We start from the raw sequence: 23,867 nt of genomic DNA, 5'->3' as shown, positions 1-23,867 counted from the left end.
CTCCGTGATTCAGGAAACCGCCTCGATCGCCCGGCCGAGAATCTCGGCCTGCCGTTTCGCCTCGCCAAGACTGAACTGGTTGGTCTTGATCTGCACCAGCCGCGGCTGAATGCGCTCGACCACCGGACAACTCACCTCGCGATAGTCCGGCATGATCTCCGCCCACTGCGGATAACGCTGCGGCTCTTCCTTCACCTTCCGGCCCAGCTCCTGGAAGAACGGCTCCTTGTGGACGGGCTGCCAGCAGCCGTAGAACCCGTCGCCGCCGAGTTCCACGAACTTCCGCCGGAACGTCAGCCAATCGGGCCCGTCCTCGACGATCCTCGCCGCGTACGTCCACCAGGCGTGGACGTAGCCCTCCGGCGTCTTCTGCGGAACCAGCCACCGGCACTCCCGCACCACCGCGTCGATCAGCTTCGCCGACTCCCGCCGCATCGCCACCAACTCGTCAAGCCGTTCGAGCTCGCCCAAGGCGACCGCCGCGGCAATCTCCGGCAGCCGGAAGTTGTACCCGTAGCCGTTGTGTCGGGCGAAACTCGGATGGCACCGGACTTCCTCCGGCATGCTCGACGCCCCGGGTTTCGACGAGACCAGCGAATAGCCCAGCACCGCCGCCTTGCGGACCGCCGTGGCCAATTCCTCGTCGTCGGTGATCACCATCCCGCCGTCGCCGGATGTCATGTGCTTTGAGCCCTGGAAGCTGAAGCTGGCCATGTGACCCAACGTGCCGACCAGCCGTCCCTTGTAGCGCCCGAGAAAGCACTGCGCGTTGTCCTCGATCACCGTCAGCTTGTACGCCGCCGCCAGCTCCATGATCGGGTCCATGTCGGGCGAGAGGCCGTAGATCGAAACCGGAATGATCGCCCTCGTGCGCGGCGTGATCTTGCGGCGGATATCCTCGACGCTGATCGTGAATGTCTCCGGGTCGCTGTCCGCGAAAACCGGCACCGCGTTAACGTGCAATGCCACCAGCGCCGTGCTCGCCATCGTCAGCGTGGGCACGATCACCTCGTCGCCCGCGCCGACCCCGGCCGCCAGCAGGCACGCGTGCATGGTCGCCGTGCCGTTGCAGTGACTCACCCCGTAACGGACGCCGAATTTCTCAGCGAACTGCTTCTCAAGCCGGGCCGTGACGCCCGGTCCGGTGCAGTTGTGAAAACCGAAATCGAGGACTTCCTGGACATAGCGGCGGGCGGCGTCCGAGACGCGCGGAATGGATCGGTTCATGATGATCTGCTTCTCCGTGATTTGATTTTGACGGATGACTTGCGGTTTTGGGATTCCAAAACCTCGAGCTGGAACATGATGTGGTCGTACATCAGCCGCGCCGCGGCCTGGTCGTCGCGGGACGCGATGGCCTGGACGATCCGGCGGTGCTCGGCGAGGCTGACCCGCTGACGATCCAGGCTGCTGATCAGCCGATCGCTGACCTTGCGCTGAAACTGCGTCGAGATCAACCGCCCGAAAACCAGCAGCGCCGGGTTGTGGGCGGCGCGAACGACCGCCAGATGGAACTGCTCGTCCGCCGCCTCGTCGCTGCGGCCCGAGTCGCCGAGAGTCTCCATCTGTTCGATCGCGTCCGCCAGAACCAGCAGGTCGCGGCTCCGGTGCCGGGCACACGCCTCGGCGACAATGCCGCTCTCAATGCGAGCGCGGGCGGCCACCAGGTCGCGCGTGCTGCAGCCGCCAAACTCCAGGTGCCAGGCGATCGGGTCCGCCAACCGCTCGATCCGCGGCTCCGACACGCGCGTCCCCCCCTTGCCCCGCGTCTCGATCAACCCCTGCTGCTCCAGAATGCTCAAACCTTCCCGCAGCCGGCGCAGCCCAATCCCAAGGTCCTCGCTCAGACGATCGTGCGTCGGCATCCGATCGCCCGGACCTAAAGCATGCTCCTGAATGTAAAGCCGCACCGTCTGGGCCACCTGACGCGGACTTGAGACCGTGCGGCTGCCGGTTTCCGTTATCATGTCATGCTATTATAATAGACTGACATGATAATGCAAGGGAATCTACAGCACTATGATGACGCCGGATTCAACGAATGCGGCATGGTCCTGGACAGACGCGTTCGCGTCGCCGCCGGCCGCGACATACACGTGCAGGGTCGGCAAGCGGCCGGCGACTACGCCGGCAGCGGCTGGTCGTCCGAGCCGGGAAGAACACCGCCGACGATGCGCGCCGTGACCCGCTCGAAATGCAGACCGTAGATCGCCAACTCGACGGCCAGCGGAAACGCCTTCCGCCGCGTCAGCAGGGTCTTGACCAGGAGCTTCCAGTAAAGCAGACGCGCCTTGGACCGCACCCCGATCTCCCACATGCTGCGGACGAACGCGAGCCAGCCTTCGGGCGTGGTCGGCTCGCCGTGCTCCGGATTGCAGCTTCGTAGTAAAGTGTAGATCCGCTGATAGTACTGCCGCGGCGAATAGATGGTGGTCAGGATCCGCTTATAGCCGTCCAGAAGCGCCTGCTCCGGCATGCGGGGCAGGAAATTCAGCCGCGCCTCGGTGTTCTCGCCGGTCGTATCGCCCCTCAGCCGGCCCTCAGCGTTCAGGCGATGCCACAGGGCCGTGTGCGGCAGCGCGTTAAGCATCCCCACCATCGCGGTCACGATCCCGGTGTTCTGGATGAAGTTGATCTGCCGCTGAAAAATACTCTCGTTGTCGGTGTCGAACCCGACGATGAACCCCCCCATGACCTGCATCCCGTGGCGGTGTATTGTGGCCACCACCTCGGTCATGTCGCGAGACGCGTTCTGGTGCTTGCCGCACTCGCGGAGCCCGTCCGGGTCCGGCGTCTCAATCCCCAAAAACACCTTCCGGAAGTTGGCCTGGGCCATCATCCGCATGAGCTGTTCGTCGTCGGCCAGGTCCGCGCTGGCCTCCGTCAGCAAATTGAACGGAACGTTGTGCTCCCGCTGCCACCGGATCAGGTGCGGCAGCATCTGCTTGACGTTCCGCTTGTTCCCGATAAAATTGTCGTCCACGATGAACACGCCGCTCCGCCAACCGGCGTCGTAGAGGGCCTGGATCTCGCGAATCAACTGCTCGGGCGTCTTGGTCCGGGGTTTGCGGCCGTACATCACAATGATATCGCAGAACTCGCAGTTGAACGGGCAGCCGCGCGAATACTGGACGGGAACCACCGCATAGTCCTTCAAACGAATCAGCGACCACAGCGGAATCGGCGTCTCCGAGAGGTCCGGATGCTCGTCGGTCGTATACACCGGTTGAGGCCGGCCGTGCTCGAGGTCGTCAAGAAACTGCGGCAGCGTCACCTCAGCCTCGTTCAAGACGAAGTGATCCACCCCTTCGAACTGCTCGTGCCTCGCGGTGAACGCCGGACCGCCCGCCACCACCGTCTTGCCCCGCGCCTTGCACCGCTGAATCACCTCGCGGGCGCTGGGCGCCTGGACGAGCATCGCGCTGACGAAGACCATGTCGGCCCAGTCGATCTGACGATCGTCAAGCCCGCTCACGTTCAGGTCCACGAGCTTCTTTTCCCAACGCTCCGGCAGCATGGCCGCCACCGTCAGCAGGCCCAGAGGCGGAAACGCCGCCTTCTTGCCCAGGAATCGCAGCGCGTGCTTGAAGCTCCAGAACGTCTCGGGGTAGAGAGGATAAACAAATAAAATCTTCATCAGCTCCCGCCTTTCATATACCAACCGGGAAAAGCACGGGGCGGATGATCTCCGGCTGTTGCCCAGCGTTCAGTTAATTGTTTGCCAAATTATAGATGCACGTCCGCATGCGAATCCAGCACAATCGCCGATACCCGCTGAAAACAACCGCAGCCGTCGCTCGCGAACGCGCAAATGCTTGCACGCCAACGCGATCAGGCGAAGTAGCGGACCGCCCGATCGAAAATCACCCGCCCGTCACCCTCGTGGGCCTCGCCCAACCGCGTCCAATGCGGGTGGTGGGTGCGCTTCACGTGACGTTCGGGATGTGGCATCAGGCCCAACACGCGGCCGCTGGGGTCGCAGATGCCCGCCACGTGGTCGACCGAACCGTTCGGGCTGATCGGATAACTCCCGAACTGCCCCTTGTTATCGACGTAACGAAAGACAATCTGGCCGTTGGCCTTCAGACGCTCCAGCACGGCCTCGCTCTTGGGAATGAACTTGCCCTCCGCGTGGGCGATCGGCAGATAGATCATCCGGTCCGGCTCGATGAACACGCAGCGGTCGCTGTACGACTTGAGCCACACCCAGCGGTCCTCGAACTTGCCGCTGTCGTTGTCGCTCAGCGTCACCTCCTGTTGGAAGTCCTCCGACGGCTTGACCTCCGGCAGCAGGCCCGCCTTGACCAGCACCTGAAACCCGTTGCAGATGCCCAGCACCAGCCGGTCGCGGTTGACAAAATCGCCCAAACGCCGGCCCAGGTCATGCAACAGACGCACCGCGAATATCTTGCCCGCCGAGATGTCGTCGCCGTAGCTGAAGCCGCCCGGAATGGCCAGAATCTGATACGCGTCGAGCTTCTCCGGGCTCTCCAAAATGCGGTTGATGTGCACCATCTCCGCCTTGGCCCCCGCCTGCTCGAAGGCGAACGCCGTCTCCCCGTCGCAGTTCGTGCCTGCCGTCCGCAGCACCAACACCTTCACCGTCGCCATTCGGCCTGCTCCTTATCGTCCATCCGCTCAACGGCGGCTCGAAGGCCAGCCGCCGCTTCGCGCAAAACCATTCAAACCAGGGATTATACCCGTTCAAACGCCATCCGCGATATCTTTCGCCCCTCTTTGACGAATTTGGCCTCGTAGTTGCTCTCCAGCGTTTCCAGACTCCGGCCCTCCAGCACGCGATGGTCCGCCTCCCGCAGTTGCGGCACCGCCGAGAGGTTCGCGTGGATCTCTTCGCCGTATGGCTGATGATCCGTAGCGGCGAAGATCTTGCCGCCGGGCTTGATGACCCTGGCCGCCGCCCGGCAGAACTCGGGAATAAAAAGCCGCCGGCCCGCGTGACGACTCTTGGGCCACGGGTCCGCGAAGTAGGCGTGCACCGCCAAAACGCTGGCCGTCGGTACCCGGTCGATCAGGAACTCCCGCGCGTCCGTCCGCAAAAGCTTGACGTTGCCCGCCTTCCAGAACCGGCTGCGACGCGCCGCGTGACGATAGAACTCAGCCGCCCATTCGATCCCAAGCAGATTGTGCTCCGGAAATATCTGCGCCAACTGAAGCAGCACCGTGCCTTTGCCCGGACCGATCTCGATCTGCACCGGCCGGTCGTTGCCGAACACAGCCTGCCAGTCGGCCGCCCGGCCGATCCGACGGTCGCTGATCGTATTGTCCTGCACGCCCGGTTCTTCCACGCTCATGGCCGGTACAGCCCGTGTTCCAGAATATACGCCCGCACCGCCTCGGGCGTCAGATATCGAACATCGCCGCCTCGGGCGACGGCGGCCCGCAGGTCCGTGGCGGCAATCTCAATCATAGGCGTCCGAACGACCCCCGCCCGAAGCTTCTCGAAAACCTCGCCCGAAACCTGCTCGCGAAGCCTGCCCAGAATCTCCTCCATCTCCAACCCGCCCCGCCAGGCCGTCAAAATCCGCACCTTACGGACCAGCTCGTCGAACCGGTGCCACGTCGGAAGCTCGCCCAGACTGTCCGAGCCGATCAGCCACGCGAATTCAGTCTCCGGATACCGCCGCTGGAATTGATCGACCGTGTTAATCGTATAACAAGGCTCGCTGCGGCCGAGTTCCCAGTCGCTGACCTCAAACCGCTCGTTGCCTTCGACGGCGAGTCGGACCATCCGCAGGCGATGCTCGCCCGCCAAAATCGGTTTGCGCCGTTTGTGCGGCGGCGTGCCCGACGGGATGAACACTACCCGGTCCAGGCCCGCCTGGTCCATCAGGCTCTTGGCCATAATCAAATGACCCAGGTGGGGCGGGTCGAATGTGCCGCCAAATAGTCCGACGATCGACGCCAACGGACAACTCCTTGTCTGGTCCGAGCTTGTGAAGCCTGCCGCGCCGCCCAAACGCCGCCGACGCGGGCTTGCCACGGGCGTCGCCTTCTGATACAGATAGCCGGCGGAGGGCCATTATAATGAAAGGCCGGCGGTGAGGATAGGCATAGTTGTACCGACGCTCTCGCAGGGAGGGGCCGAACGCATGGCCGCGACGCTCAGCCGGTACCTCGCCGAGCGGCACGAATGCCGCCTGATCGTCTTCGATACCCGCCGAACCGACTACCCATACGGCGGCGAACTGATCGACCTGCGCCTTCCCGAGCCGCCCCCGGGCAGCACGTGGGGTCGTGTAATTCGTATTACCGAAGCGGTTCGGGCCCTGCGCCAGGTGCGAAGGCGGCTGGGGCTGGAGGCGGTTTTCAGCTTCAATGAACCGGCGAATTTGCCCAACGTGCTGACCCGTTCGCCGGAAAGCCGGGCGATCCCGGTGATCGGCGAGGACAAGCGGTACGGCCAGGTGGGGGGGCTGCGGCGGATGGCGGGCGACTGGCTGATCCGGCGGTACTATGGGCGGGCGGACCGCATCGTGGCCGCCTCGAAGGGGGCGAGGGAGACGCTGATCGACAAGTACGGTCTGGACGGCGCGAACATCGACGTGATCTACAACAGCATCGATCCCGATGCGATCGCCGCCGCCGCGGCCAAGCCGCTGACCGAAACCGAGGCGGCGCTGGTGGCGGGGCCGACGATCATCTCCGCGGGACGGTTGACCCGGGCCAAGGGCCAGTGGCACCTGCTGCGGGCGATGGTCGAAGTCCGCCGGCGGATGCCGGAGGCGAAGCTGCTGATCCTCGGCGAAGGCGAGTTGGGCGGTTACCTGCGCGACTTGGCGACGAAATTGGGACTGTCCGATTGCGCCCACTTCCTTGGTTTTCAGCCGAACCCGCACAAGTTCATCTCGCGCGCTTCGGTTTTCGCCCTCTCATCCTTGTGGGAAGGTTTTGGCATGGTGGTGCTCGAGAGCCTGGCTGCGGGCACCGCCGTGGTCGCCACCGATGTGCGATCCGGACCGCGGGAAATCCTCGCCCCGACCAGCGACTTTCGGCGCGGCGCGGACGGCATCGAGCAGGCGCACTACGGCTTGCTGACGGCGACTCCGGACGGCGTGTTCCACGGTGCCGACGTCCCGCCGACGCCGGAAGAGCGGATGCTGGCGGAGGCAATTCTGCGGCTTCTATCGGACCATTCGCTGCGAAATTCGTATTCCGCCCGCGGGCCGGTCCGGGCCGCCGATTTTCGGGCCGATAAGCTCTTGCCGGAGTATGAGCGGTCGCTGCAGCGGGCGAGAAAATGCTGATTCGCCATCGGTTACGGGACGTCGATGCTGGCAAGGCGGCTTTTATCGGAACACCGCGGCCATTCTTATGAATGAAACTCTTTTTCTGGGGTGGAATGCTAAACAAATCGCTTGCAAAACGCCGATGTATGAGATAACAACACAGGTGGTCTTGCCGCGGGAACATTTTCATGGCGAAAGCAGCGAAAAAGCAGGTGGTGGATCGGACTCGGCTGACATGGGTGCTGGCGGTGCTGGTCGCGTCGATGACGATCGGCGCGGTCTTCCTGGGCGTGCTTGAACCCAACCGAGCGTTGAGCGCCGAGGCCAAGTACCTCGCCGCAACCTACAACGCCTCACCGACCTCTCGCACGCAGACCCCGATCAACAAGCGCCAGTGGGACGCGGTGGTGATCCACCGGGTGGGCAGCGATCTGCGGCTCTCGTGTCTGGCCCATGAGCACACCGGCGTCGCCCCGGCGGTGCACTTCGCCATCTCGCCCCAGGCCGAGACGCTGGTCACCAGCCAGTGGGAAAACCAACGCGATGTCACCGGGTATCCCGGCAAAATCCAGATCGGTATCCAACTCGCACCCGGCCAGACCCACGCCAGCCACGATCAGGCCAAGGCCGTGGTCAACCTGTTGCGAGACCTCCAAGCCCGCTGCAATGTCCCGGCACACAAAATCTACCTGCACTCGCAGCTCTCGAACCGGGCCTGCCATCCCGACCCGCTCGAGTGCTACAACTGGCGCAAGCCGCTCCTGAACTAACGTGCCGTGCCGGGGTCTGCCTGCCATGCCGCAGCCGACGCTCCAGATCTGCCTCCGCCGTGGACCGCAGGTCTAAATTCTTTTTTTTGGAAACACTGGATAAACGTCTGCGTCTCATATATGTTGAGTGTGTTTGTTCTTGCCGATACCAGCGCAGTGGGTGCTTTCGCTTTGACGGATCTGGACGGCGCCCGTACAATGCGATGAAAGACAGTGTATTCATACTATAAATATCGCTGAACTTAGTGTGGCGGATGGGCACTGACGTCCTGAAACATATCGACAAGTACATCGTCCTCGAGAACCTGGGTCGAGGGGCCAAATCGACCATCTGGAAGGTTCAGGATCCGGGCAACGGGACGATCTATACGCTCAAGCGGGTCATCCGCGAAACCGAGGATGACGACCGCTTCTTCGAGCAGATGCAGACCGAGCACCAGGTCAGCGGCCGCATCAACCACGAGTACATCCGCAAGTCGTACGAACTGCGGAAGGTCCGCAGCTGGTTCAAGACGCAGGAACTGCTCCTGATCCTCGAATATGTGGAAGGCAAAACCCTCAAACAGGCCCCGCCGATCGAGATGGAGGACGTCATCGACCTGTTCATCAAGGTCGCCCGGGGACTCGACGTGCTCCACCAGGCCGGCTTCATTCACGCCGACATGAAGCCCAAGAACATCCTGCTGACCGGCAACGGGAACATCAAGCTCATCGACTTCGGACAGAGCTGTCCGATCGGGCACCGCAAGAAACGGGTCCAGGGAACGCCCGACTACATCGCGCCCGAACAGGTCAAACGCGGCATGCTCGATCAGCGGACCGACATCTTCAACTTCGGCGCCTCGCTGTACTGGGTCCTGACCAACCAGGCCTATCCGACAAGCATGTCGCAGGACACCGGCGATATCCATCTGGCCCCGGTCAAGGACGTCCCTCGACCGGACGAGGTGAATAACAAGGTGCCGATGGCGCTGTCCAATCTGACGATGGCCTGCTGCAGCCGCGAACCCGCCAAACGCCCGGAGAACATGGCTGAGGTGATCGCCCGCCTCGACGTGGCCCGGCACCTGCTGCTGCGACAGAAGTCGCCCGAGAAATACGCCAGAACGAAGGAAAAGAAGGAGCTCTCGCAGAAACCGGTGTCGGCGGACGACACCGCGGAATTTGAGCGCTTCCTGGAGGACATTCTTTAACAACTCAAGAGCGTCGTTACAGCCCGTCCGACGGACGGCCGACGGCCGGTTCTTTCATCCGGTTCTCATCCATTATCTTATCGCTGATTGTGGCCTCTCGCGGGCCAGGGTCGTCGGGTCAGTTGTCGTGGTGACAGGTTCTGTAACGTGAAGCATCGCTCATCGGAAAGGGTCCTCAGACTATTTGAGGACGTGATCGCCCTGCAGCAGGAGGATCCCCTTCGGGAAGGGGGCGTCGTTTGCCTGCCGGACTACGGCCAGGTCGTGATGACCGGGGATCTTCACGGCTTCTCGCCGAATCTCCATGCCCTCAAGCACTTCGCCAACCTCGAGCGCCAGCCCCACCGGCACGTGGTGCTCCACGAGCTGATCCATCAGAACGGCCAGGGCCTAAGCGACTCCGCCGGCGAGGACAACTCGCTGCTGCTGTTGCTCGACGCCCTCGAATGGAAGCTCCGGCATCCCGAGCAGGTGCACTTTGTGCTCGGCAATCACGATCTGGCCCAGATCACCGGCCGTGAGATCACCAAATCGGGCGGGGCGAGCATCGCGGCGTTCAACGAGTGGATCCGCGGGCAGTACGGATCGGGAGCCGAGGGAATCGCCGAGGGCTTGATTCGCCTGCTGCTGAGCTTTCCGCTGGCCGTCCGTTGCCCGAACCGGCTGTGGCTGTCGCACTCGATTCCGGGTCCGCACGCGATGGCCGGTTTCGACCTGGACATTTTCGGCCGCGGCTGGACGTGGGAGGACATGATCCCCGGAGGCAGCGTCTATGAGCTGGTCTGGGGTCGCGGGCACACCGCGGCCCACGTCGATGAGTTCGCTCAACTGCTGGGCGTGGATTTCTTCGTGATCGGCCATCAGGCGCAGGACCAGGGATTCCAGACGCAGTTCCAACGGATGATCATCCTGGCCAGCGACCACGGCAACGGCTGCTTCATGCCGATCGACCTGAGCCGGCGTTACGAGTTTGACGAGTTGACGGATCGGATACGGTTCTTCCATCAGTTCGTACCGCCCGCCGACCCGCCGACGCCGTAGACGCCCGGTTCATGGATGGCTACCCGGCGGATTCAATCGCCAGCCGGTAATCGACCACCGCATGGCCGTCAACGACCTGCCGGCCCGTCTCGCGAAAACCCGCCCGTTCGTACATCTTTCGCGCGGGAAGGAAGAAATCGTCCTGGCCCGTCCGAACCGTCGCCTCGGCGAATCCCTGTGCGGCCAGGCGGCCGATGACCTCCCGCATCTGGGCCAGGCCGTAGCCGCGATGCCGGTGCGCCGGGACGATGCAGTTGTGGCCGATAACCGCCCGCGGCCGCTTCGACGGGTCCCACGAGGCAAACCCGATCGTCCGTTCGCCGATCCGGGTCAGGAAGAGCCACCCAGCCGACCACGACAGGTCGCGCTCGGCGAATTCGTCAAACTCCCCCCACGCCTCCCGCCACTGGGCGCATTGCTCCGGATCGATCCGTTCGTAGCCGTCGTACGCCTGGCTCAGAAGGTCCGACAGCGTGCCCCGGGCCATTCCCACCGGCGATGCAAAGGTCAGCATGGTGAGCGTTCTCCTACCCGTTTCTCAGCGGATGCCGCCATGGCTCAGTCCTTCGGCCCTCCGGCCTCCTTCAGCAGTCCGCGTTCCTCGAGGAACGAACGAACCTTCTCCGCGATCATGTCGCGCGATCGGCGATAGGCGGTCAGCGGGTCTTCCATGCACGGCGCGAGGGAGACCGGATCGGGCGCCGACCAGTGCGCCCGCTCGCGATTGGCCGCAAGCGTCTGGCACGGATCGACCGCGTGATCGCAGAGCGTAATCACGTAGTCCTGATCGGGATCGATGTCGTAGACGCTCTTGCTGTGCTGCCGCGAGATGTCGACGCCGACCTCGGCCATCACCTGAACGGCTTTTTCCGAGAGCCCGATCGGTCGGATGCCCGCGCTTTCGACCCACACGTTGTCAGCCGACCAGGCCCGGGCGAATCCCTCAGCCATCTGGCTGCGGGCCGAGTTGCCCGAGCAGACGAACACGATCCGCACCAACTCGCCGCGGCTGTTGCTGTTGTTGCTGCTGTTCGCCATGATCTATCCCCCCAATGACTGGCTCGTCTGCGGAAACAGCTCCTTCTGAAAATTCGGCAGGAACAGGGCGAAGGTGTACTCGTCCTGGAAGTCGGGTTCGAGGTTGAGTTCCACGACCTCGGGCTTGCGCAGCACGTCGCGGAACGCCTGCCACGAGGTGCGGTCGATCAGGGCGACGAACGCCCCGGCCAGCGAGCCGTTGCCGACCACCAGATACCGGGCAGCCGGCAATTCCGGCAGCAGGCCGATGGTCATCGCGTTGGCGACGTTGATGTAGCGGGCGAACCCGCCGGCCAGGAAGACCTTCGCGAGCTGCGAAGCCTCGATGCCCGCCCGGCGGCAGAGGATGCGGATGGCCGAGTACACCGCGCCCTTGGCCTGGAGCAGGGTTTCCAGGTCCTTCTCGCTGACGGCGATGTCGTGGTCCAGGCCGTCCGTCTCGCTTTGCGGAGCCACGAGGTACTCCAGAACCTTGCTGTCGGGCTGTTCCCGCAGCCGCGGGCAGCGACCGAGCATCTCGCGGTTGTATCGGCCGGCCTCGGTGATCAGTCCCGCCCGAAGACCCTCCGCCACGAAGTCGATCAAAGCCGATCCGCACATGCCGACCGGCGGGCTGTTGCCGATCACGCCGCACCGGCACTCGCCGCTGCTCCGGTCGATCGTGATGGTTTCGATCGCCCCCGTGCTCGCCCGCATGCCGCAGGAAATCCGAAGGCCCTCGAAGGCCGGACCGGCCGCGCAGGCCGTGACGAACATCCTGCCGTCGGCGATCAGGGCGATCTCGCCGTTGGTGCCCACGTCGATGACCATCTGGGGCGCCGCGGCCTCGTGGAGTTGCGTGACGTAGATGTCGCTGACGATATCCCCGCCGACGTACGCGCTGATGGACGGCACGACGTCGACCAGGGCGGCAGGATCGATGGTCAGACCCACGTCGCGGGCCCGGAACGCTCCCGGATCGTTGGCCCCGGGCGGAAACGGCATCCGGCCCAGGCCGGTCGGGTCGATGCCCAGAAACAGGTGCCACATCACCGTGTTGCCCGATATCACCGCCCGATGGACGTCCTGGGTGCCAATGCCCTGCTTGCGGCACAGAAGCTGAATCATCGGGTTGATCGTCTCCTCCACGATCAGCCGGTTCAGTTCCTCAAGACCGTGATCGGCGCCGGCCGATGCGATCCGCGCCGCGACGTCGTCCGCCTGGCGAATCTGCTGATTATAGCAGGTCGAGGTATCCACGATCTTGGCGGCTTCGATATCGACAAGGGCGGCGGCCACCGTGGTGGTCCCGATGTCGATGGCCAAACCGTACGATCGCGGCGTCTGCCCGCCGTTGCTGATCGCCACCAGTTCCCACCCCTGATGGTGCCGCCAGCCGATCCGAACCGTCAAGTCATAGATCTCAGCCCGCGTCAGCCTCGGAAGCTCCCGCAGCGCGGTCAGGCTCGCCCCGGCAAGCTGGACGCCCAAATCGTTCCGCATCAACCGGGCCAGCCGTTCGTAATCGCCCAGCGGTTCCCGCAGAACCGGCTTGGGCAGTTGCACCTTCATCGTTCGCACCGTCGGCTCGTGGCGGTGGCGGCCGTTGAGAACGAAGTCGGCCACCACCTTCTCGCCCGTTTCGACCAGCGATCGGCGCGGCACGAAAATCTGGAAGGGGCCCTCCACGATGGTCGTCCGGCAGCCATGCACCCGCCGCCGCTCGCCGGCCGTCACCGCGAAGGTGCTCCCGTCCTGGCGGTAGGTTCCCGCCAGCAGTTCGACCACGCAGCCGCCGCAATTGCCGCGTCCGGCGCAACTGGTGTTAAGCACCAGTCCCGCCTGACGGGCCGCCTCGGTAATCACAGAGGCCTCGGCAAGGCTCAGCTTCGACTTCCCGGCGGTGTGTTCAAACTGGCCCTCAATGGTCATCTGTCTGCTCCTGTCTGACGATCCCGTGCCATTCGCGCGCTCACACGCGCCATGCTTCCTTATAATCCCGGCACAACAGCCGCAAGGAGTTAATTCTAACCGACGCAGCCAAAAACGTCATTGCTCCGACCTTGCATGGACCGCCAAAAGGGTATCGGAGTATTAGTGGTAATGATATAGCCTTAGGTTGCAGTTTGCCGTTGACGATCTGATCGTCAGATGTTAAACTGATCGCAACTGATCCATCTGATGTCCAGGAATGCATCGCTATGAACACAATGCTACGGGAAACAGGGTCTTCGCAGCGGGTGGAAGCGTACCTGCGACGGGCGGCGGCCCAGGCGGGTGACGGCCAGCGGCTGCCGTCGGTCCGCGAGGTGATGGCGGTCTGCTCGGCGACCAAGACGGAGGTGGACCGGGTCCTGACGCGACTGGCGAACGAGGGGCTGATCGAGTGCCGGCCGCGGTCGGGCTTCTATCGGCTCAATGGCACGGCGGTTCAGCCGCGTTTGCTGAACGTTTTATACTTTGACCTGGCCGAAGGTTTCAAGCCGGGCAACTTCAGCAACGAGTTCACCGGCTATCTGGCGGGCAGGCTCGCCCAGGGGGCCGCCGCCCTGAGGGTCCGGGTGATGGAACTCGAAGCGAATCCCGAGGCGGTGGTGGAGGAAATCCTTCGGCAGGGGTCGCAGCCGGTTCTGACCTACGGAATCACGATGCACGATCTGCGGATCATCGAGCCCCTGGTCCGAAACGGCGCGACGTGCCTGCACGTGTTTCCCAACATCGTGGAACTGATCGCGCCGTGCCTGGCCGTGGATGAGGAACGCGTGGTGCGGGATCAGGTGGAGCACCTGGTCGGCCTGGGGCATCGGCGGATTGCGTATCTGCACGGTATCAGAAACGACTCCTATCATCGCGGGCAGTACCTGCGGCGCGACTGGTTCTATCGCCTGTGCGTTGAGTTCAACCTCGACGTGAGGCCCGAGTGGGTGGCCAACGTCGGCTGGGAAAACGACACCATCCGGGCGGGAGTTCGCCGGATCATCAAGGCCCAGGTCCAGCCGACCGCCCTGATCGTCTACGACAACCATATCAATCCGGTGTACGCGGAACTGAAGGCCTGCGGCCTGACGCCCGGTCGGAACATCAGCGTGGTCGGCACCGACGACATGCCGTGGGCGGCCCACGTCGATCCGCCGCTGAGTACGGTGCGCATTCCCCGCGTTCGGGCGGCCGAGGCGGCCTTGGACATGCTGCGCCGGATCGAAACCGGACAAGGGCGGGACGAAGTGCGGTATCTCGAAACGCATCTGGTGGATCGCGGGTCCACCAGCCGGTGCCAGGAAAGATAGGAGCCATGCACCATGAAAAGGAAACGAGCGGCCTTTACGCTGATCGAACTGCTGGTCGTGGTTGCGATCATCGCGGTGCTGGTGGCGATGCTGCTTCCGGCGCTGCAGCAGGCCCGGCGGACGGCCCGGTCGGCTGAGTGCCTCACCCACCTGCGGACGCTGGCCTCGGCGCTGGTGGGCTTCTACGCCCAGGATCACGCGGGATACCTGCTGCGGCATGACGGCGGCACCTACTGGCTTCGCCTGGGTTTTGCCGGAAGGGCGGGAGCGGAGGCGATGACGCCTCCGAAGGTGTATCCGCCGCTGAATCCCTACGTCGGCTTGCCCGCGAGGGTGGGGATCGACACCGAGGTCGGCGTGGCGGCGTGCCCGGCGGACGCAGCGGGCGGCGAGTTCGACTCGTATCTCTGGAGGGACGGAACGTCGTACCTCTACAATTCGGAACTTCGCGGGAGCAATCCGTACACGTGGGAGTTACGCGGGCTCTGGCCGCTGTGGTTCGACGAAAACGCCAAGCGGATCGACGAGATCGAATCGACTTCGACCACGGTGGCCTTCGCGGACAGCATGCTCTTTTCGCGACAGGTGGGCGCCGCCTATCCGGGTTACGCCCTGCACGACGCCGCGGGATATCAGGTCAACATGGGCATGCTGGACGGGCACGCGCAGGCTATTGACGTATTGCCCGGACAGATCCGCGGGAACGGATGGAAACTCGACTACCGGGATTGACGAAAGGACACGGCATGAGGTTGTCGGCGGCGTTGGCGGTTCTACTGGGTGTGGCGGCGAGTTTGGGTTCGGCCCTGGCCGAAAGTCAGCAGCTTCCGGCGGGACGGCTGATCCTGACCAGCGAAACGCCGGAGCGGTTTCTCAGCGGCGGCGACGCGGCCTTCATGCCCGCCGACGAGTCCGGCTACATGAAGACCGGCGACTTCGAGCGGCGGGTCGTCGCGGTGGAGGGCATGCCGTTCTCCAAGGCCTTTCGCGTCCGGACCCAGGACTACCGCGGCGAGGTCTACGCGGTGGAAGTGATGTCGTGGCCGACGGAGCCGATCCAGGCGGACGACGTGCTGTACCTGACGTTCCATCTTCGCGCGCTCAAGAGCGGCCACGAGTCGGGCGGCGCGCGGGCGACCGTGCGGTTTCAGCAGTGGGGCTCGCCGTGGCAGGGGTGGCTGCACACCGACGGCGTCACCGCCACGGTGGGACAGGGATGGAAGAAGTTCCAGTACCCCTTCGTCTGTCCGGTCGATCGTCCGCTCAAGACGTGCATGCTGACGTTCCAGTTGGGTTACGCCGATCAGGAGATCGAGATCGGCGGCGTGGAACTGGTCAACTACGGCAAGCAGGTCAAGCCGGAAGACCTGCCGGCCACCAGCGTCTCCTATCCCGGCCGCGAGCCCGACGCGGCGTGGCGCAAGCCGGCGGCCGAACGGATCGAAAAGATCCGTAAGGGCGACCTGACCGTCGAGGTGACCGACGCCGGCGGCCGGCCCGTGGCCGATGCCGCGGTGAAAGTGACGATGACGAAGCACGCCTTCCTGTTCGGGACCGAAGTGAACCCGCCGGCCCTTCTGGGCGTCACCGCCGAGGGCCGAACCTGGACGCCCGAACAGTCGGCCCTGTACCAGGCGATGGTCAGGAAGTACTTCAACTCGGTCATCGTGGCCCACTTCATCGAATGGCGGCAGTGGGAGCGGCCGAACGTGCGGCACGAGAAGGAGGCCGGGATCAAGGCCATCGAATGGGCGAACGAGAACGGCTTGAACGTCGTCGGGCAGGCCTTCATATGGCCCAAACGCCATTCCATGCCGGACGACCTGAAGTGGTTGGACCAACCCGGCGAGGCTATCCAAAAGCGGATCATGGACCATATCGCCGACAAGGGCGCCGCCCTGCGCGGCAGGATGTACGCCTGGATGGTGATGAACGAGCCGCAGTGCACGTACGCCTATCAGTTGTTCGAGCGGCTGGGCGGCAAGGACTTGCCGCTGGAGCCGGAACCCGAATGGTATGACGACTGGGTCCATACCGTCGGCGGGTTGGACAAGGTGGCCGAGTGGTTCAAAGCGGCTCGAAAAATCGATCCGCAAGCCAAGCTGATCCTCAACGACTCGGGCGTGATCACCCACGGCGGGTCGCGGCTCAAGCTGTCGTTGGACTACTATCACCGCCTGGCCGAGTACGATACGCCGATCGACGTGATCACCGAGGAAGGCCACTTCCTGTCGGACCTGACCGATCCGGCCAAGGTCATCGACATCCTCGACCGTATCTACGCGGACCAGGGCAGGGAATTCTGGAACACCGAGTTCGACGTCAACACGCCTGACCTCCACCTCCAGGCCGACTACTTCCGCGATTTCATGACCGCGACGTTCAGCCATCCGTCGGTCGGGGCCTTCATGCTGTGGGGATTCTGGGAGCCCAACCACTGGCAGCCGCAGGCCGCCATGGTCCGGGCCGACGGCAGCCTCAAACCGGCGGGTAAGGTCTGGGAGGACCTGGTCCTGAACCAGTGGTGGACCCGCCAGGAGGGAATGACCGACGGGGCCGGACGGTACGGCGTCCGCGGGTTCCTGGGCGACTACGAGATCACCGTCACCGCGGACGGCCGAAGCGTCTCGCAAACGGTCTCGCTCCCGCGAGAAGGGCTGACCGTGCCGGTGACGATAGGTGATGGAACGGCAAACGCGGGAGATGAAAAATGATACCGAATGAGGCAGGCAATCATGGGCGTCGGGTCTTCACGCTCATCGAACTGCTGGTCGTCGTCGCGATCATCGCCGTCCTGGTCGCCATCCTCCTGCCCGCCCTGCAGAACGCACGCGAAGCGGCGCGACGCGTCGCCTGTGGCAGCAATCTCCGTCAAATCATGACCGGCTTCGTGATGTACGCCGGCGAAAGCCTCGATTGTTTTCCATGGGGCGACGCCATGTACTACCACGGCTCAGCCGGCCAGACCGACGGGACGGGCAACTTCAGTGATTACCTGGGTACGCAGAACTGGGGCTATGAAGGTGAACAGGGCAAGCACTACGGGCTGATGGTGCTCCTGAAACCCAAGCGGACCTACAGCAGTTGGCCCAACGATCCGGTGATGTTCACCACCAAGTTCGATCCCAACGCCCTGTACTGCCCGTCCGACATGCGGCGGTTTCCCGACAACTTCCCGACGAAGACCTGGGAACTCAAGAATGGCAGCTACGCCTACCGTGGCCTGACGCCTCGTTCAACTGTGCCCAATGACCGGTTTGGCGCCTGGTGGAACTTCAACGGCCCAAGCCGCACCTCCGATCCGGCCCGTCCGATGGTGGTGGATCGATTTACGCCCGATATTCATTTGAGATACTACAACATAGCCGCCACGGATGGCAGTGTGCGCCTGATTCACGACTCGGTCGGGCTGGTCCCCAAAGCCGGCTGGGCTCTGCCCGTATGGAGCTTCTTCGATGCCGCCAGCGGTCTGGCCTGGGATTAGCGTTCACGCCTGCCGGCCATCCCGGCCGTGGAGCCCGGTGCTTCACGATCCGCAATTCTGGGAGATGATCGATGCGTGTCACGCTCTTGGCTGGACTGACGCTTCTGGCGATCGCCACGCCGCTTCAGGCGGCGGACAACGATTCGACGGTGCCCTGCGAATGGTCGCGGTTGAACGTCAACGGCGGCGGCTACGTCCGCGTGCTGACCCTGGACAAGGCCGATCCGGATACCGTCTACTGCGGCTGCGACGTCGCCGGCGTCCATCGCAGCGACGACGCCGGCAAGACCTGGACGATGTGCAACGCCGGGCTTCGCAACGACGCCGATTACTCGGTGGCGGGCATCCTGGCCGACGACCGGAATCCCGGCCGCGTCTATATGGGGTCGGGAAGCGGCTCGTGGGTTCACAATGCCTGGCAGAAACGCCCGTTCGGCGGCGGCGTCTGGCGGTCGGACGACAAGGGCGAACACTGGCGGCTCCTCACCCGCGACGTCACCTTCAGCGGCGAAGGCACGGGCAAGCACAGCGGGAATGTCCTGGAGTTCGATCCGACAAACCACGACGTGATCTACGCCGCCGGGTTCGTCGAGGGGCTCTGGGTCACCCGCGACGCCGGCGCGAACTGGAGTCGCCTCGGTTTCGAGGGCAAGTGTCTGACCGGCGTGTGGGTCGATCCCGACGACAGCCAGCGTCTCCTGGTCGGCGCTCGGCCCGACGTGCTCGGCAAAAACCAGGAACCGGGGGGGCTCTTCGAGTCGCTCGACGACGGCAAAACGTGGGCCGGAATCCTCGACGTGCCCAACGCTCACGACCTGGCGAGGCATCCGGTCCAGCACGACTGGCTTGTCGTTTCCACCGGGGGCCTCGACACCTACCTTTCGCAGGATCGCGGCAAGACGTGGCGAAAGCTGAAGCTTCATGAGCAGTGCAGCCGCGTCTATCGCGCCCGCTGGCAGCCGGGCCAACCCCAGCGGCTCTGGACGGTCGGCGGAGACAACGGGATCTTCTACTCCGACGACCTGGGCGAGACGTGGGTCTGGCCGACGCAGGATCCCAAGAAGACATTTCGGTATCCTCCGGTTGAGGTCGCCTACATGGCCGATCGTCCCCATCAGGCGTGGACGGTGAGCAACGCCCTGGCTGATCTGCTGATCGATCCGGTGCGCCCCGAGCGGATGTACAACTGCTGCTTCTACACCGTCAGTGCCTCCACGGACGGCGGAATGACGTGGGAGATGCAGCCGCAGGGCCTGAGCCTGCTCTGCGTGTACGACGTTGTCCCCGATCCGGTCGATCCGAACGTCGTGTACGTTCTGAACCTCGACCACGGGCTGCTCAAGTCGACCGACGGCGGCAAGCACTTCCGCTGGCCCATCGCCGAAGGCGAATTCTCCGTCAACGAGACGGCCCAGCTCTGGATCAGCCCCAAAGACAACAAGCACCTGGCCCTCACCGTCACCTACGACTGGAAAAACCCCCACTGGACTCGAGTCGGCGTCAGCCGCGATGGCGGGGTGACCTGGAAATCCCTGGGCAAAGGCTTGCCCCTGGACAGCGCCGCCAACGCATGGCTGACCGGCCTGGTGGCCCTGGACGATGAGGGGCGGGAGTTGATGGTGGCGTACGACGGCAACCCGGAGGAGCGTGGCATTTACTCCAGCAGGGACGGCGGCGAAACTTGGACGCTCGACCGCGAAGGCCTGCCCCAAACTGACGGCCTGCTCTTTGGCAGCGGGGTCACCGCGCTGCCCCATCTGGTCACCGTCGGCGACTGCATCTACGCGGGCACCAGCGGCGACGGCGTCTATCGGCGGCTCAAGGCGGAGAAAACCTGGACGCGGATCGGCGAGGACGTCCTGCCCGCGACGTTCAAGACCCTCGCGATCTGTCCGCAACGGCCGGATTCAGTGTGGGTGGGTACGCAAGCCGGGTTGTTCGTCAGCGATGACCGCGGCGAGAGCTTTCAGCGGGTCGGCCTTGAGAAGATGCAGCGGTGCTTCGGCGTCGCCATCGATCCGTTCAATCCCGACCGATGGTTCGTCGCCGTGCCCGACCCGTGGTGGACGACGCCCGAAACCAATGAACCCGGTATCTACGTCACCACCGACAACGGCAAGACCTTCGCCCGCCTCACCGACATGCCCTGCGTCGGCAAGGCCTGGCGCGTCGTCTGCGACCCGCACCGCGAAGGGGTGATTTACATTGCGTGCATGGGAATTGGAAGCTGGCGAGGAGAGGTCAGGCCACGATGAAGATCGTTCTCGCCGAAAAAGTCTACGACGCCGGACGCTACCACGCCTGGACCGACCTGGCGGTCTTCAAGGGCAAGTACTACCTCGCCTTTCGCACCGGCGCCATGCACACCTCCGGCGACGGCGTGGCGGAAATCCTCCAGTCGCCCGACGGCCTGCGCTGGACGCACTGCGCCAAAGGGGTATTCAAGTACGGCGACGAGTGCAGCCCGCTGCTGGCCGCGACGCCCGACCGGCTTTACATGTTCCTGCACTGCACCTGGTTCGATCCGGAAACCTGCGCGCACAAAACCCAGCCGCTGATGTTCCACACCGACAACGGCGACTGGTGGAGCGGACCTTTTCCGTACCTGCCCAAAGGCTACCAGATCTGGCGGCCCAAGTACCACAGCGGCTGTTTCTACGCCACCGGCTATCGCCAGACCGGAGAAACGGAAGGCGGATCAAGATCGGACCTGTTCTCGTCCTGCGATGGTCGCAAGTGGGAGTTGATCCATTCGATCGGTGAAGTCCACCCTCGGACGAACGAGACGGAACTGGCCTTCGCCCCGGACGGCGAAATGGTCGCCCTGATCCGCTGCGAAGCCGGCCGCCCCGAACAGGGCAAGGACAACCCAGCCTGCAGCTATCTGGGCCGCGCCAAATCGCCGTACCGCCAGTGGCGATACACGCAAGGCCCCTTCGTCGGCGGACCGCTTCTGGTCTGGTGGAAGGGACAGCTTCTCGCCATCGGGCGAACCTACCTGAATCCCGATCAGCGGATCGCCCCGTGGGATACCACCGACCGGACGATGGTCTGTCGCGTCGTCGGCGACCGACTCGAACGCCGGCTTATCCTGCCCGGCGGAGGCGACAGCTCCTACGCCGGAGCCGTCGAACTGCCCAACGGCAACCTCCTGGTCAGCTACTACTCCTCCCAGGAATTCGCCGCCGACCCCAAAACCCGCCTGCGGCGAAGCGCCATCTACCTCGCGGAGATCGAACCGTGATGACGCCCGCCGCATGATCGTGAAATGCGAACCGCTTGCCGCGGTTTTCCGAAGACCTGTTTATGGAGAATACGATGAAACCACAGCTTGCCGTTCTGTTGACGGCCTCAATCGTCTTGGCGGGCATCGCGCACGCCGCCATCCCCGTTCCGTTCGATGAGCAGCGGAACGTGTACCGCCTTGAGCTTCGGGCGAATGGACTGGTCGCGCCGGACGTCGAAACCGTCGGCACGTTCCAACGCCACAACAACGACAAGTGGATCGTCGGCGAAAGAGGCAAAGGTTCGGGAACATGGTCGTTTCAGTTGCCCAACGAACAGGCCTTCGGCGACGTGACGGTCATCGTCAGCGTCTACAACCGCGGCGAACACAATTGGGCGGGGCAGCACGCCACGTTCTTGGGGACGGCCGCGGACAGGATCGACCAGGAGGTCGGACACTGCTGGTGGAACGAGGTGCCCGAGAAGGGGGGCGCCAGGGAGTATCGCCAGACGTTCGCCAACCTCGGGGCCAGGACCGTCTTCGTCAAACACACCATCGAAAACAACTGGTTCGATACCGCCCAGCAGCTTCTGAGCCTGCGGATCGTGGCTACGGCCGCGCCGGAGTTTCACAAGGACCGAGCGCCGTGCCAATGGTCGCGGCTGGCCGTCGACGGCGGCGGTTTCGTGGGCTTCCTGACCATGGACCGCTCCGACCCCAACACCCTCTACTGCGCGTCCGACAAGGGCGGCGTCCATCGCAGCGACGACGCCGGCGAGACCTGGACGATCTGCGCCCGCGGCTGGGACCGCGAAACCTACTACAGTTGCAGCGGCATTCTCGTGGACGACCGGAACCCCGGCCGGGTCTACGCCGCCACCGGACAGGGCTGGGCCCACGAGTTCCTCATTCCCGGCGCCCTGTGGCGATCCGACGACAAGGGCAACCACTGGCGCATGCTGACCAAAGACTTCTACTTCTCCGGCGAAGGCAACGGCAAGATGACCGGCAACGTCCTCGAGTTCGACCCAGCCGACCACAACGTCATCTACGCCGCCAGCTTCGACCGCGGCCTGTGGATCTCCCGCGACGCGGGACAGTCCTGGACGCCGCTCGCCTTTCCCGGCAGGTTTCTCACCGGCGTGCGGGTCGATCCGGACGACCATCAGCGGCTCCTGGTGTCGATGCGCAAGGACGTGTTCGGCAAAAGCGATGAGCCGGGCGGGCTCTTCGAGTCCCTCGACGGCGGCAAGACCTGGAAGAAAAACCTCGACATTCCCCAGGTGACCGACGTCCACCGTCACCCCGCCAACCACGATTGGCTGGCCGCTGCGACCGGCGATGGGGTCTACATCTCAAAGGACCGGGGTCAGACGTGGCAGGAACTGACGCTTCACGAAAAATGCAAAGCCGTGCGGAAGGCCCGCTGGCACGTCGGCCATCAAACGCGCCTCTGGACGGTGGGAGGCGCGCGAGGACTGTTCTACACCGACGACTTCGGAAAGACATGGACCTGGCCGACCGAAAGCATCGAAGCCGCCTTCGACTATCCCGACGACTGGGCCTTCTCGGCGAGGAAGGCCGAATGGACGGCCATGATGGGCGCCGCCGACATGCTCATCGACCCCGGATGCCCCGACCGAATGTACGTCAGCGACGACTACACGCCCATCCTCAGCACCGACGGCGGCAAAACCTGGTCACAGAGGCCCAAGGGCATCAACACCGCCTGCGTCTATCAGGTCATACCCGATCCGGTGGACCCGAACACCATCTACGTCAACAACGCCGACTTCGGCCTCATCAAGAGCACCGACGGCGGCAAAAACTTCTTCTGGCCCATCGCCGAAGGCGAGTTCGCGGTCAACGAGACGACGCAGCTGTGGATCAACCCAAACGACAACCAGCACCTGATCCTGACCGTCACCTACGACTGGAAAAACCCGTACTGGACACGGGTCGGCGTCAGCCGCGACGGCGGCGTGACCTGGGCCTCGCTCGGTGAGGGCCTCCCGCTGGACAAGGGCGGCTGGCTCACCGGCCTGGCCGTCCTCGACGATACCGGAAGGGAAATCATGGTGGCCTACGGCGGAGTGGGCGACACCCCAGCCGCCGTCTTCTACAGCGGCGATGGTGGTGAGACCTGGGCCTCCAAAAGCGAAGGCCTGCCGACCCAACCGGGCCTCTTCGGCAGCGGATGGACGGCGCTGCCCAGCCTGGCCTGCGCCGGCGATAAGGTATATGCCGTAACTACCCGTGGATTATTCGGTTGTGATAAGAATGAGAAGGTCTGGCGCCGCCTCGGCGAAGGCGCGGTGCCCGAAGGGGGGCTGCTCACCGTGGCGGTCTGCGCGGCCCGGCCCGACTGGGTATGGGTCGGCGGCTCCAGCGCCCTGTACGTCAGCAGCGACAAGGGTGAGACCTTCATCCGCAGCGGCCCGGCGCAACTGCAGCGGCCGCAGGGCGTTGCCATCAACCCGAAGAATCCAAGCCGCTGGGTCGTCGCCTGCAATCAGCCGTGGTGGGGTTCATTGGCCAATGTCCCAGGTGTCTACCTGACCGAGGACGACGGCAAGAGCTGGACCATGCTGGAAACCCCGCC

At 64.1% G+C, this 23,867-nt stretch carries 20 protein-coding genes; 11 read left to right on the top strand and 9 right to left on the bottom strand.

All coding sequences use genetic code 11. The features are described 5' to 3' along the window. Positions 1 to 9: 9 nt before the first annotated feature. From GXY33_02595 to nadD, 6 genes are all read right to left on the bottom strand, one after another. Entirely contained in the window at positions 10 to 1,227 is a 1,218-nt protein-coding gene (locus tag GXY33_02595; GenBank protein NLX04013.1) for a DegT/DnrJ/EryC1/StrS family aminotransferase, read from the bottom strand. Beyond that, positions 1,224 to 1,967, bottom strand: a complete 744-nt coding sequence (locus GXY33_02590; protein NLX04012.1) for a FadR family transcriptional regulator — start codon at positions 1,965 to 1,967, stop codon at positions 1,224 to 1,226. The genes GXY33_02595 and GXY33_02590 overlap by 4 nt, the downstream gene beginning before the upstream one ends. 155 nt (positions 1,968 to 2,122) lie before the next feature. Continuing rightward, positions 2,123 to 3,637 (bottom strand): B12-binding domain-containing radical SAM protein, encoded by a 1,515-nt coding sequence (locus tag GXY33_02585; GenBank protein NLX04011.1) that lies wholly within the window; start codon positions 3,635 to 3,637, stop codon positions 2,123 to 2,125. Between the two features lie 194 nt (positions 3,638 to 3,831). Beyond that, positions 3,832 to 4,611: a phosphoribosylformylglycinamidine synthase I gene (gene purQ, locus GXY33_02580; protein NLX04010.1), complete on the bottom strand. Its 780-nt coding sequence runs from the start codon at positions 4,609 to 4,611 to the stop codon at positions 3,832 to 3,834. A gap of 83 nt (positions 4,612 to 4,694) precedes the next feature. Further along, the gene (gene trmB, locus GXY33_02575; GenBank protein ID NLX04009.1) at positions 4,695 to 5,312 is read right to left on the bottom strand and encodes a tRNA (guanosine(46)-N7)-methyltransferase TrmB; all 618 of its coding nucleotides are present in this window, start codon (positions 5,310 to 5,312) and stop codon (positions 4,695 to 4,697) included. Then, complete coding sequence (gene nadD / locus GXY33_02570; protein ID NLX04008.1) at positions 5,309 to 5,926, bottom strand: nicotinate (nicotinamide) nucleotide adenylyltransferase; 618 nt, start codon at positions 5,924 to 5,926, stop codon at positions 5,309 to 5,311. Before nadD ends, trmB begins: the two co-directional genes overlap by 4 nt. A gap of 184 nt (positions 5,927 to 6,110) precedes the next feature. Between nadD and GXY33_02565 the strand changes: the two genes are divergently transcribed. The 4 genes from GXY33_02565 to GXY33_02550 all read left to right on the top strand — a co-directional run bounded on the left by GXY33_02565 (position 6,111) and on the right by GXY33_02550 (position 10,251). After that, the gene (locus GXY33_02565; GenBank protein ID NLX04007.1) at positions 6,111 to 7,265 is read left to right on the top strand and encodes a glycosyltransferase; all 1,155 of its coding nucleotides are present in this window, start codon (positions 6,111 to 6,113) and stop codon (positions 7,263 to 7,265) included. Between the two features lie 170 nt (positions 7,266 to 7,435). Continuing rightward, complete coding sequence (locus GXY33_02560) at positions 7,436 to 8,017, top strand: hypothetical protein (protein ID NLX04006.1); 582 nt, start codon at positions 7,436 to 7,438, stop codon at positions 8,015 to 8,017. A gap of 254 nt (positions 8,018 to 8,271) precedes the next feature. Beyond that, positions 8,272 to 9,210: a serine/threonine protein kinase gene (locus GXY33_02555; GenBank protein NLX04005.1), complete on the top strand. Its 939-nt coding sequence runs from the start codon at positions 8,272 to 8,274 to the stop codon at positions 9,208 to 9,210. 147 nt (positions 9,211 to 9,357) lie between these two features. After that, positions 9,358 to 10,251: a hypothetical protein gene (locus GXY33_02550; GenBank protein NLX04004.1), complete on the top strand. Its 894-nt coding sequence runs from the start codon at positions 9,358 to 9,360 to the stop codon at positions 10,249 to 10,251. Between the two features lie 19 nt (positions 10,252 to 10,270). Here the strand turns inward: GXY33_02550 and GXY33_02545 are convergent, their stop codons facing one another. Genes GXY33_02545 through GXY33_02535 form a run of 3 tightly spaced genes read right to left on the bottom strand, consistent with a single transcriptional unit; the run spans position 10,271 to position 13,200 of the window. Further along, complete coding sequence (locus GXY33_02545) at positions 10,271 to 10,765, bottom strand: GNAT family N-acetyltransferase (GenBank protein ID NLX04003.1); 495 nt, start codon at positions 10,763 to 10,765, stop codon at positions 10,271 to 10,273. A gap of 44 nt (positions 10,766 to 10,809) precedes the next feature. Beyond that, positions 10,810 to 11,289 carry an arsenate reductase ArsC gene (locus GXY33_02540; protein NLX04002.1) on the bottom strand — a complete coding sequence of 160 codons (480 nt, stop codon included), beginning with the start codon at positions 11,287 to 11,289 and terminating at the stop codon, positions 10,810 to 10,812. A gap of 3 nt (positions 11,290 to 11,292) precedes the next feature. After that, a complete protein-coding gene (locus GXY33_02535) occupies positions 11,293 to 13,200 on the bottom strand; it encodes a DUF4445 domain-containing protein (GenBank protein ID NLX04001.1) in 1,908 nt (635 codons plus the stop codon). 269 nt (positions 13,201 to 13,469) lie between these two features. On the opposite strand from GXY33_02535, the gene GXY33_02530 reads away from it, so the two are divergent. The 7 genes from GXY33_02530 to GXY33_02500 all read left to right on the top strand — a co-directional run. Beyond that, the gene (locus tag GXY33_02530) at positions 13,470 to 14,555 is read left to right on the top strand and encodes a substrate-binding domain-containing protein (GenBank protein NLX04000.1); all 1,086 of its coding nucleotides are present in this window, start codon (positions 13,470 to 13,472) and stop codon (positions 14,553 to 14,555) included. Positions 14,556 to 14,567: 12 nt separating this feature from the next. Then, complete coding sequence (locus GXY33_02525) at positions 14,568 to 15,287, top strand: prepilin-type N-terminal cleavage/methylation domain-containing protein (protein ID NLX03999.1); 720 nt, start codon at positions 14,568 to 14,570, stop codon at positions 15,285 to 15,287. Positions 15,288 to 15,301: 14 nt separating this feature from the next. Next, positions 15,302 to 17,269: a hypothetical protein gene (locus GXY33_02520; GenBank protein NLX03998.1), complete on the top strand. Its 1,968-nt coding sequence runs from the start codon at positions 15,302 to 15,304 to the stop codon at positions 17,267 to 17,269. After that, positions 17,266 to 18,039: a DUF1559 domain-containing protein gene (locus tag GXY33_02515; protein NLX03997.1), complete on the top strand. Its 774-nt coding sequence runs from the start codon at positions 17,266 to 17,268 to the stop codon at positions 18,037 to 18,039. Before GXY33_02520 ends, GXY33_02515 begins: the two co-directional genes overlap by 4 nt. Positions 18,040 to 18,110: 71 nt before the next feature. Then, on the top strand, positions 18,111 to 20,294 hold the full coding sequence (locus tag GXY33_02510) for a hypothetical protein (protein NLX03996.1): 2,184 nt from the start codon (positions 18,111 to 18,113) through the stop codon (positions 20,292 to 20,294). Continuing rightward, the gene (locus tag GXY33_02505; GenBank protein NLX03995.1) at positions 20,291 to 21,283 is read left to right on the top strand and encodes a hypothetical protein; all 993 of its coding nucleotides are present in this window, start codon (positions 20,291 to 20,293) and stop codon (positions 21,281 to 21,283) included. The genes GXY33_02510 and GXY33_02505 overlap by 4 nt, the downstream gene beginning before the upstream one ends. A gap of 74 nt (positions 21,284 to 21,357) precedes the next feature. After that, on the top strand, positions 21,358 to 23,867 hold a 2,510-nt coding region (locus GXY33_02500), incomplete at its 3' end, for a hypothetical protein (protein ID NLX03994.1).

This window comes from Phycisphaerae bacterium (assembly GCA_012729815.1).
Taxonomy (GTDB): domain Bacteria; phylum Planctomycetota; class Phycisphaerae; order JAAYCJ01; family JAAYCJ01; genus JAAYCJ01.
Note: the sequence above shows the minus strand (reverse complement) of the source record. Positions and strands in the feature narration are given on the sequence as shown.

Excerpts from the sequence above, each read along its gene's own strand:
- GXY33_02595 (NLX04013.1), bottom strand. The coding sequence starts at position 1,227 with ATGAACCGATCCATTCCGCGCGTCTCGGACGCCGCCCGCCGCTATGTC.
- GXY33_02590 (NLX04012.1), bottom strand. The coding sequence starts at position 1,967 with ATGATAACGGAAACCGGCAGCCGCACGGTCTCAAGTCCGCGTCAGGTG.
- GXY33_02585 (NLX04011.1), bottom strand. The coding sequence starts at position 3,637 with ATGAAGATTTTATTTGTTTATCCTCTCTACCCCGAGACGTTCTGGAGC.
- purQ (NLX04010.1), bottom strand. The coding sequence starts at position 4,611 with ATGGCGACGGTGAAGGTGTTGGTGCTGCGGACGGCAGGCACGAACTGC.
- trmB (NLX04009.1), bottom strand. The coding sequence starts at position 5,312 with ATGAGCGTGGAAGAACCGGGCGTGCAGGACAATACGATCAGCGACCGT.
- GXY33_02565 (NLX04007.1), top strand. The coding sequence starts at position 6,111 with ATGGCCGCGACGCTCAGCCGGTACCTCGCCGAGCGGCACGAATGCCGC.
- GXY33_02560 (NLX04006.1), top strand. The coding sequence starts at position 7,436 with ATGGCGAAAGCAGCGAAAAAGCAGGTGGTGGATCGGACTCGGCTGACA.
- GXY33_02555 (NLX04005.1), top strand. The coding sequence starts at position 8,272 with ATGGGCACTGACGTCCTGAAACATATCGACAAGTACATCGTCCTCGAG.
- GXY33_02545 (NLX04003.1), bottom strand. The coding sequence starts at position 10,765 with ATGCTGACCTTTGCATCGCCGGTGGGAATGGCCCGGGGCACGCTGTCG.
- GXY33_02540 (NLX04002.1), bottom strand. The coding sequence starts at position 11,289 with ATGGCGAACAGCAGCAACAACAGCAACAGCCGCGGCGAGTTGGTGCGG.
- GXY33_02535 (NLX04001.1), bottom strand. The coding sequence starts at position 13,200 with ATGACCATTGAGGGCCAGTTTGAACACACCGCCGGGAAGTCGAAGCTG.
- GXY33_02530 (NLX04000.1), top strand. The coding sequence starts at position 13,470 with ATGAACACAATGCTACGGGAAACAGGGTCTTCGCAGCGGGTGGAAGCG.
- GXY33_02525 (NLX03999.1), top strand. The coding sequence starts at position 14,568 with ATGAAAAGGAAACGAGCGGCCTTTACGCTGATCGAACTGCTGGTCGTG.
- GXY33_02520 (NLX03998.1), top strand. The coding sequence starts at position 15,302 with ATGAGGTTGTCGGCGGCGTTGGCGGTTCTACTGGGTGTGGCGGCGAGT.
- GXY33_02515 (NLX03997.1), top strand. The coding sequence starts at position 17,266 with ATGATACCGAATGAGGCAGGCAATCATGGGCGTCGGGTCTTCACGCTC.
- GXY33_02510 (NLX03996.1), top strand. The coding sequence starts at position 18,111 with ATGCGTGTCACGCTCTTGGCTGGACTGACGCTTCTGGCGATCGCCACG.
- GXY33_02505 (NLX03995.1), top strand. The coding sequence starts at position 20,291 with ATGAAGATCGTTCTCGCCGAAAAAGTCTACGACGCCGGACGCTACCAC.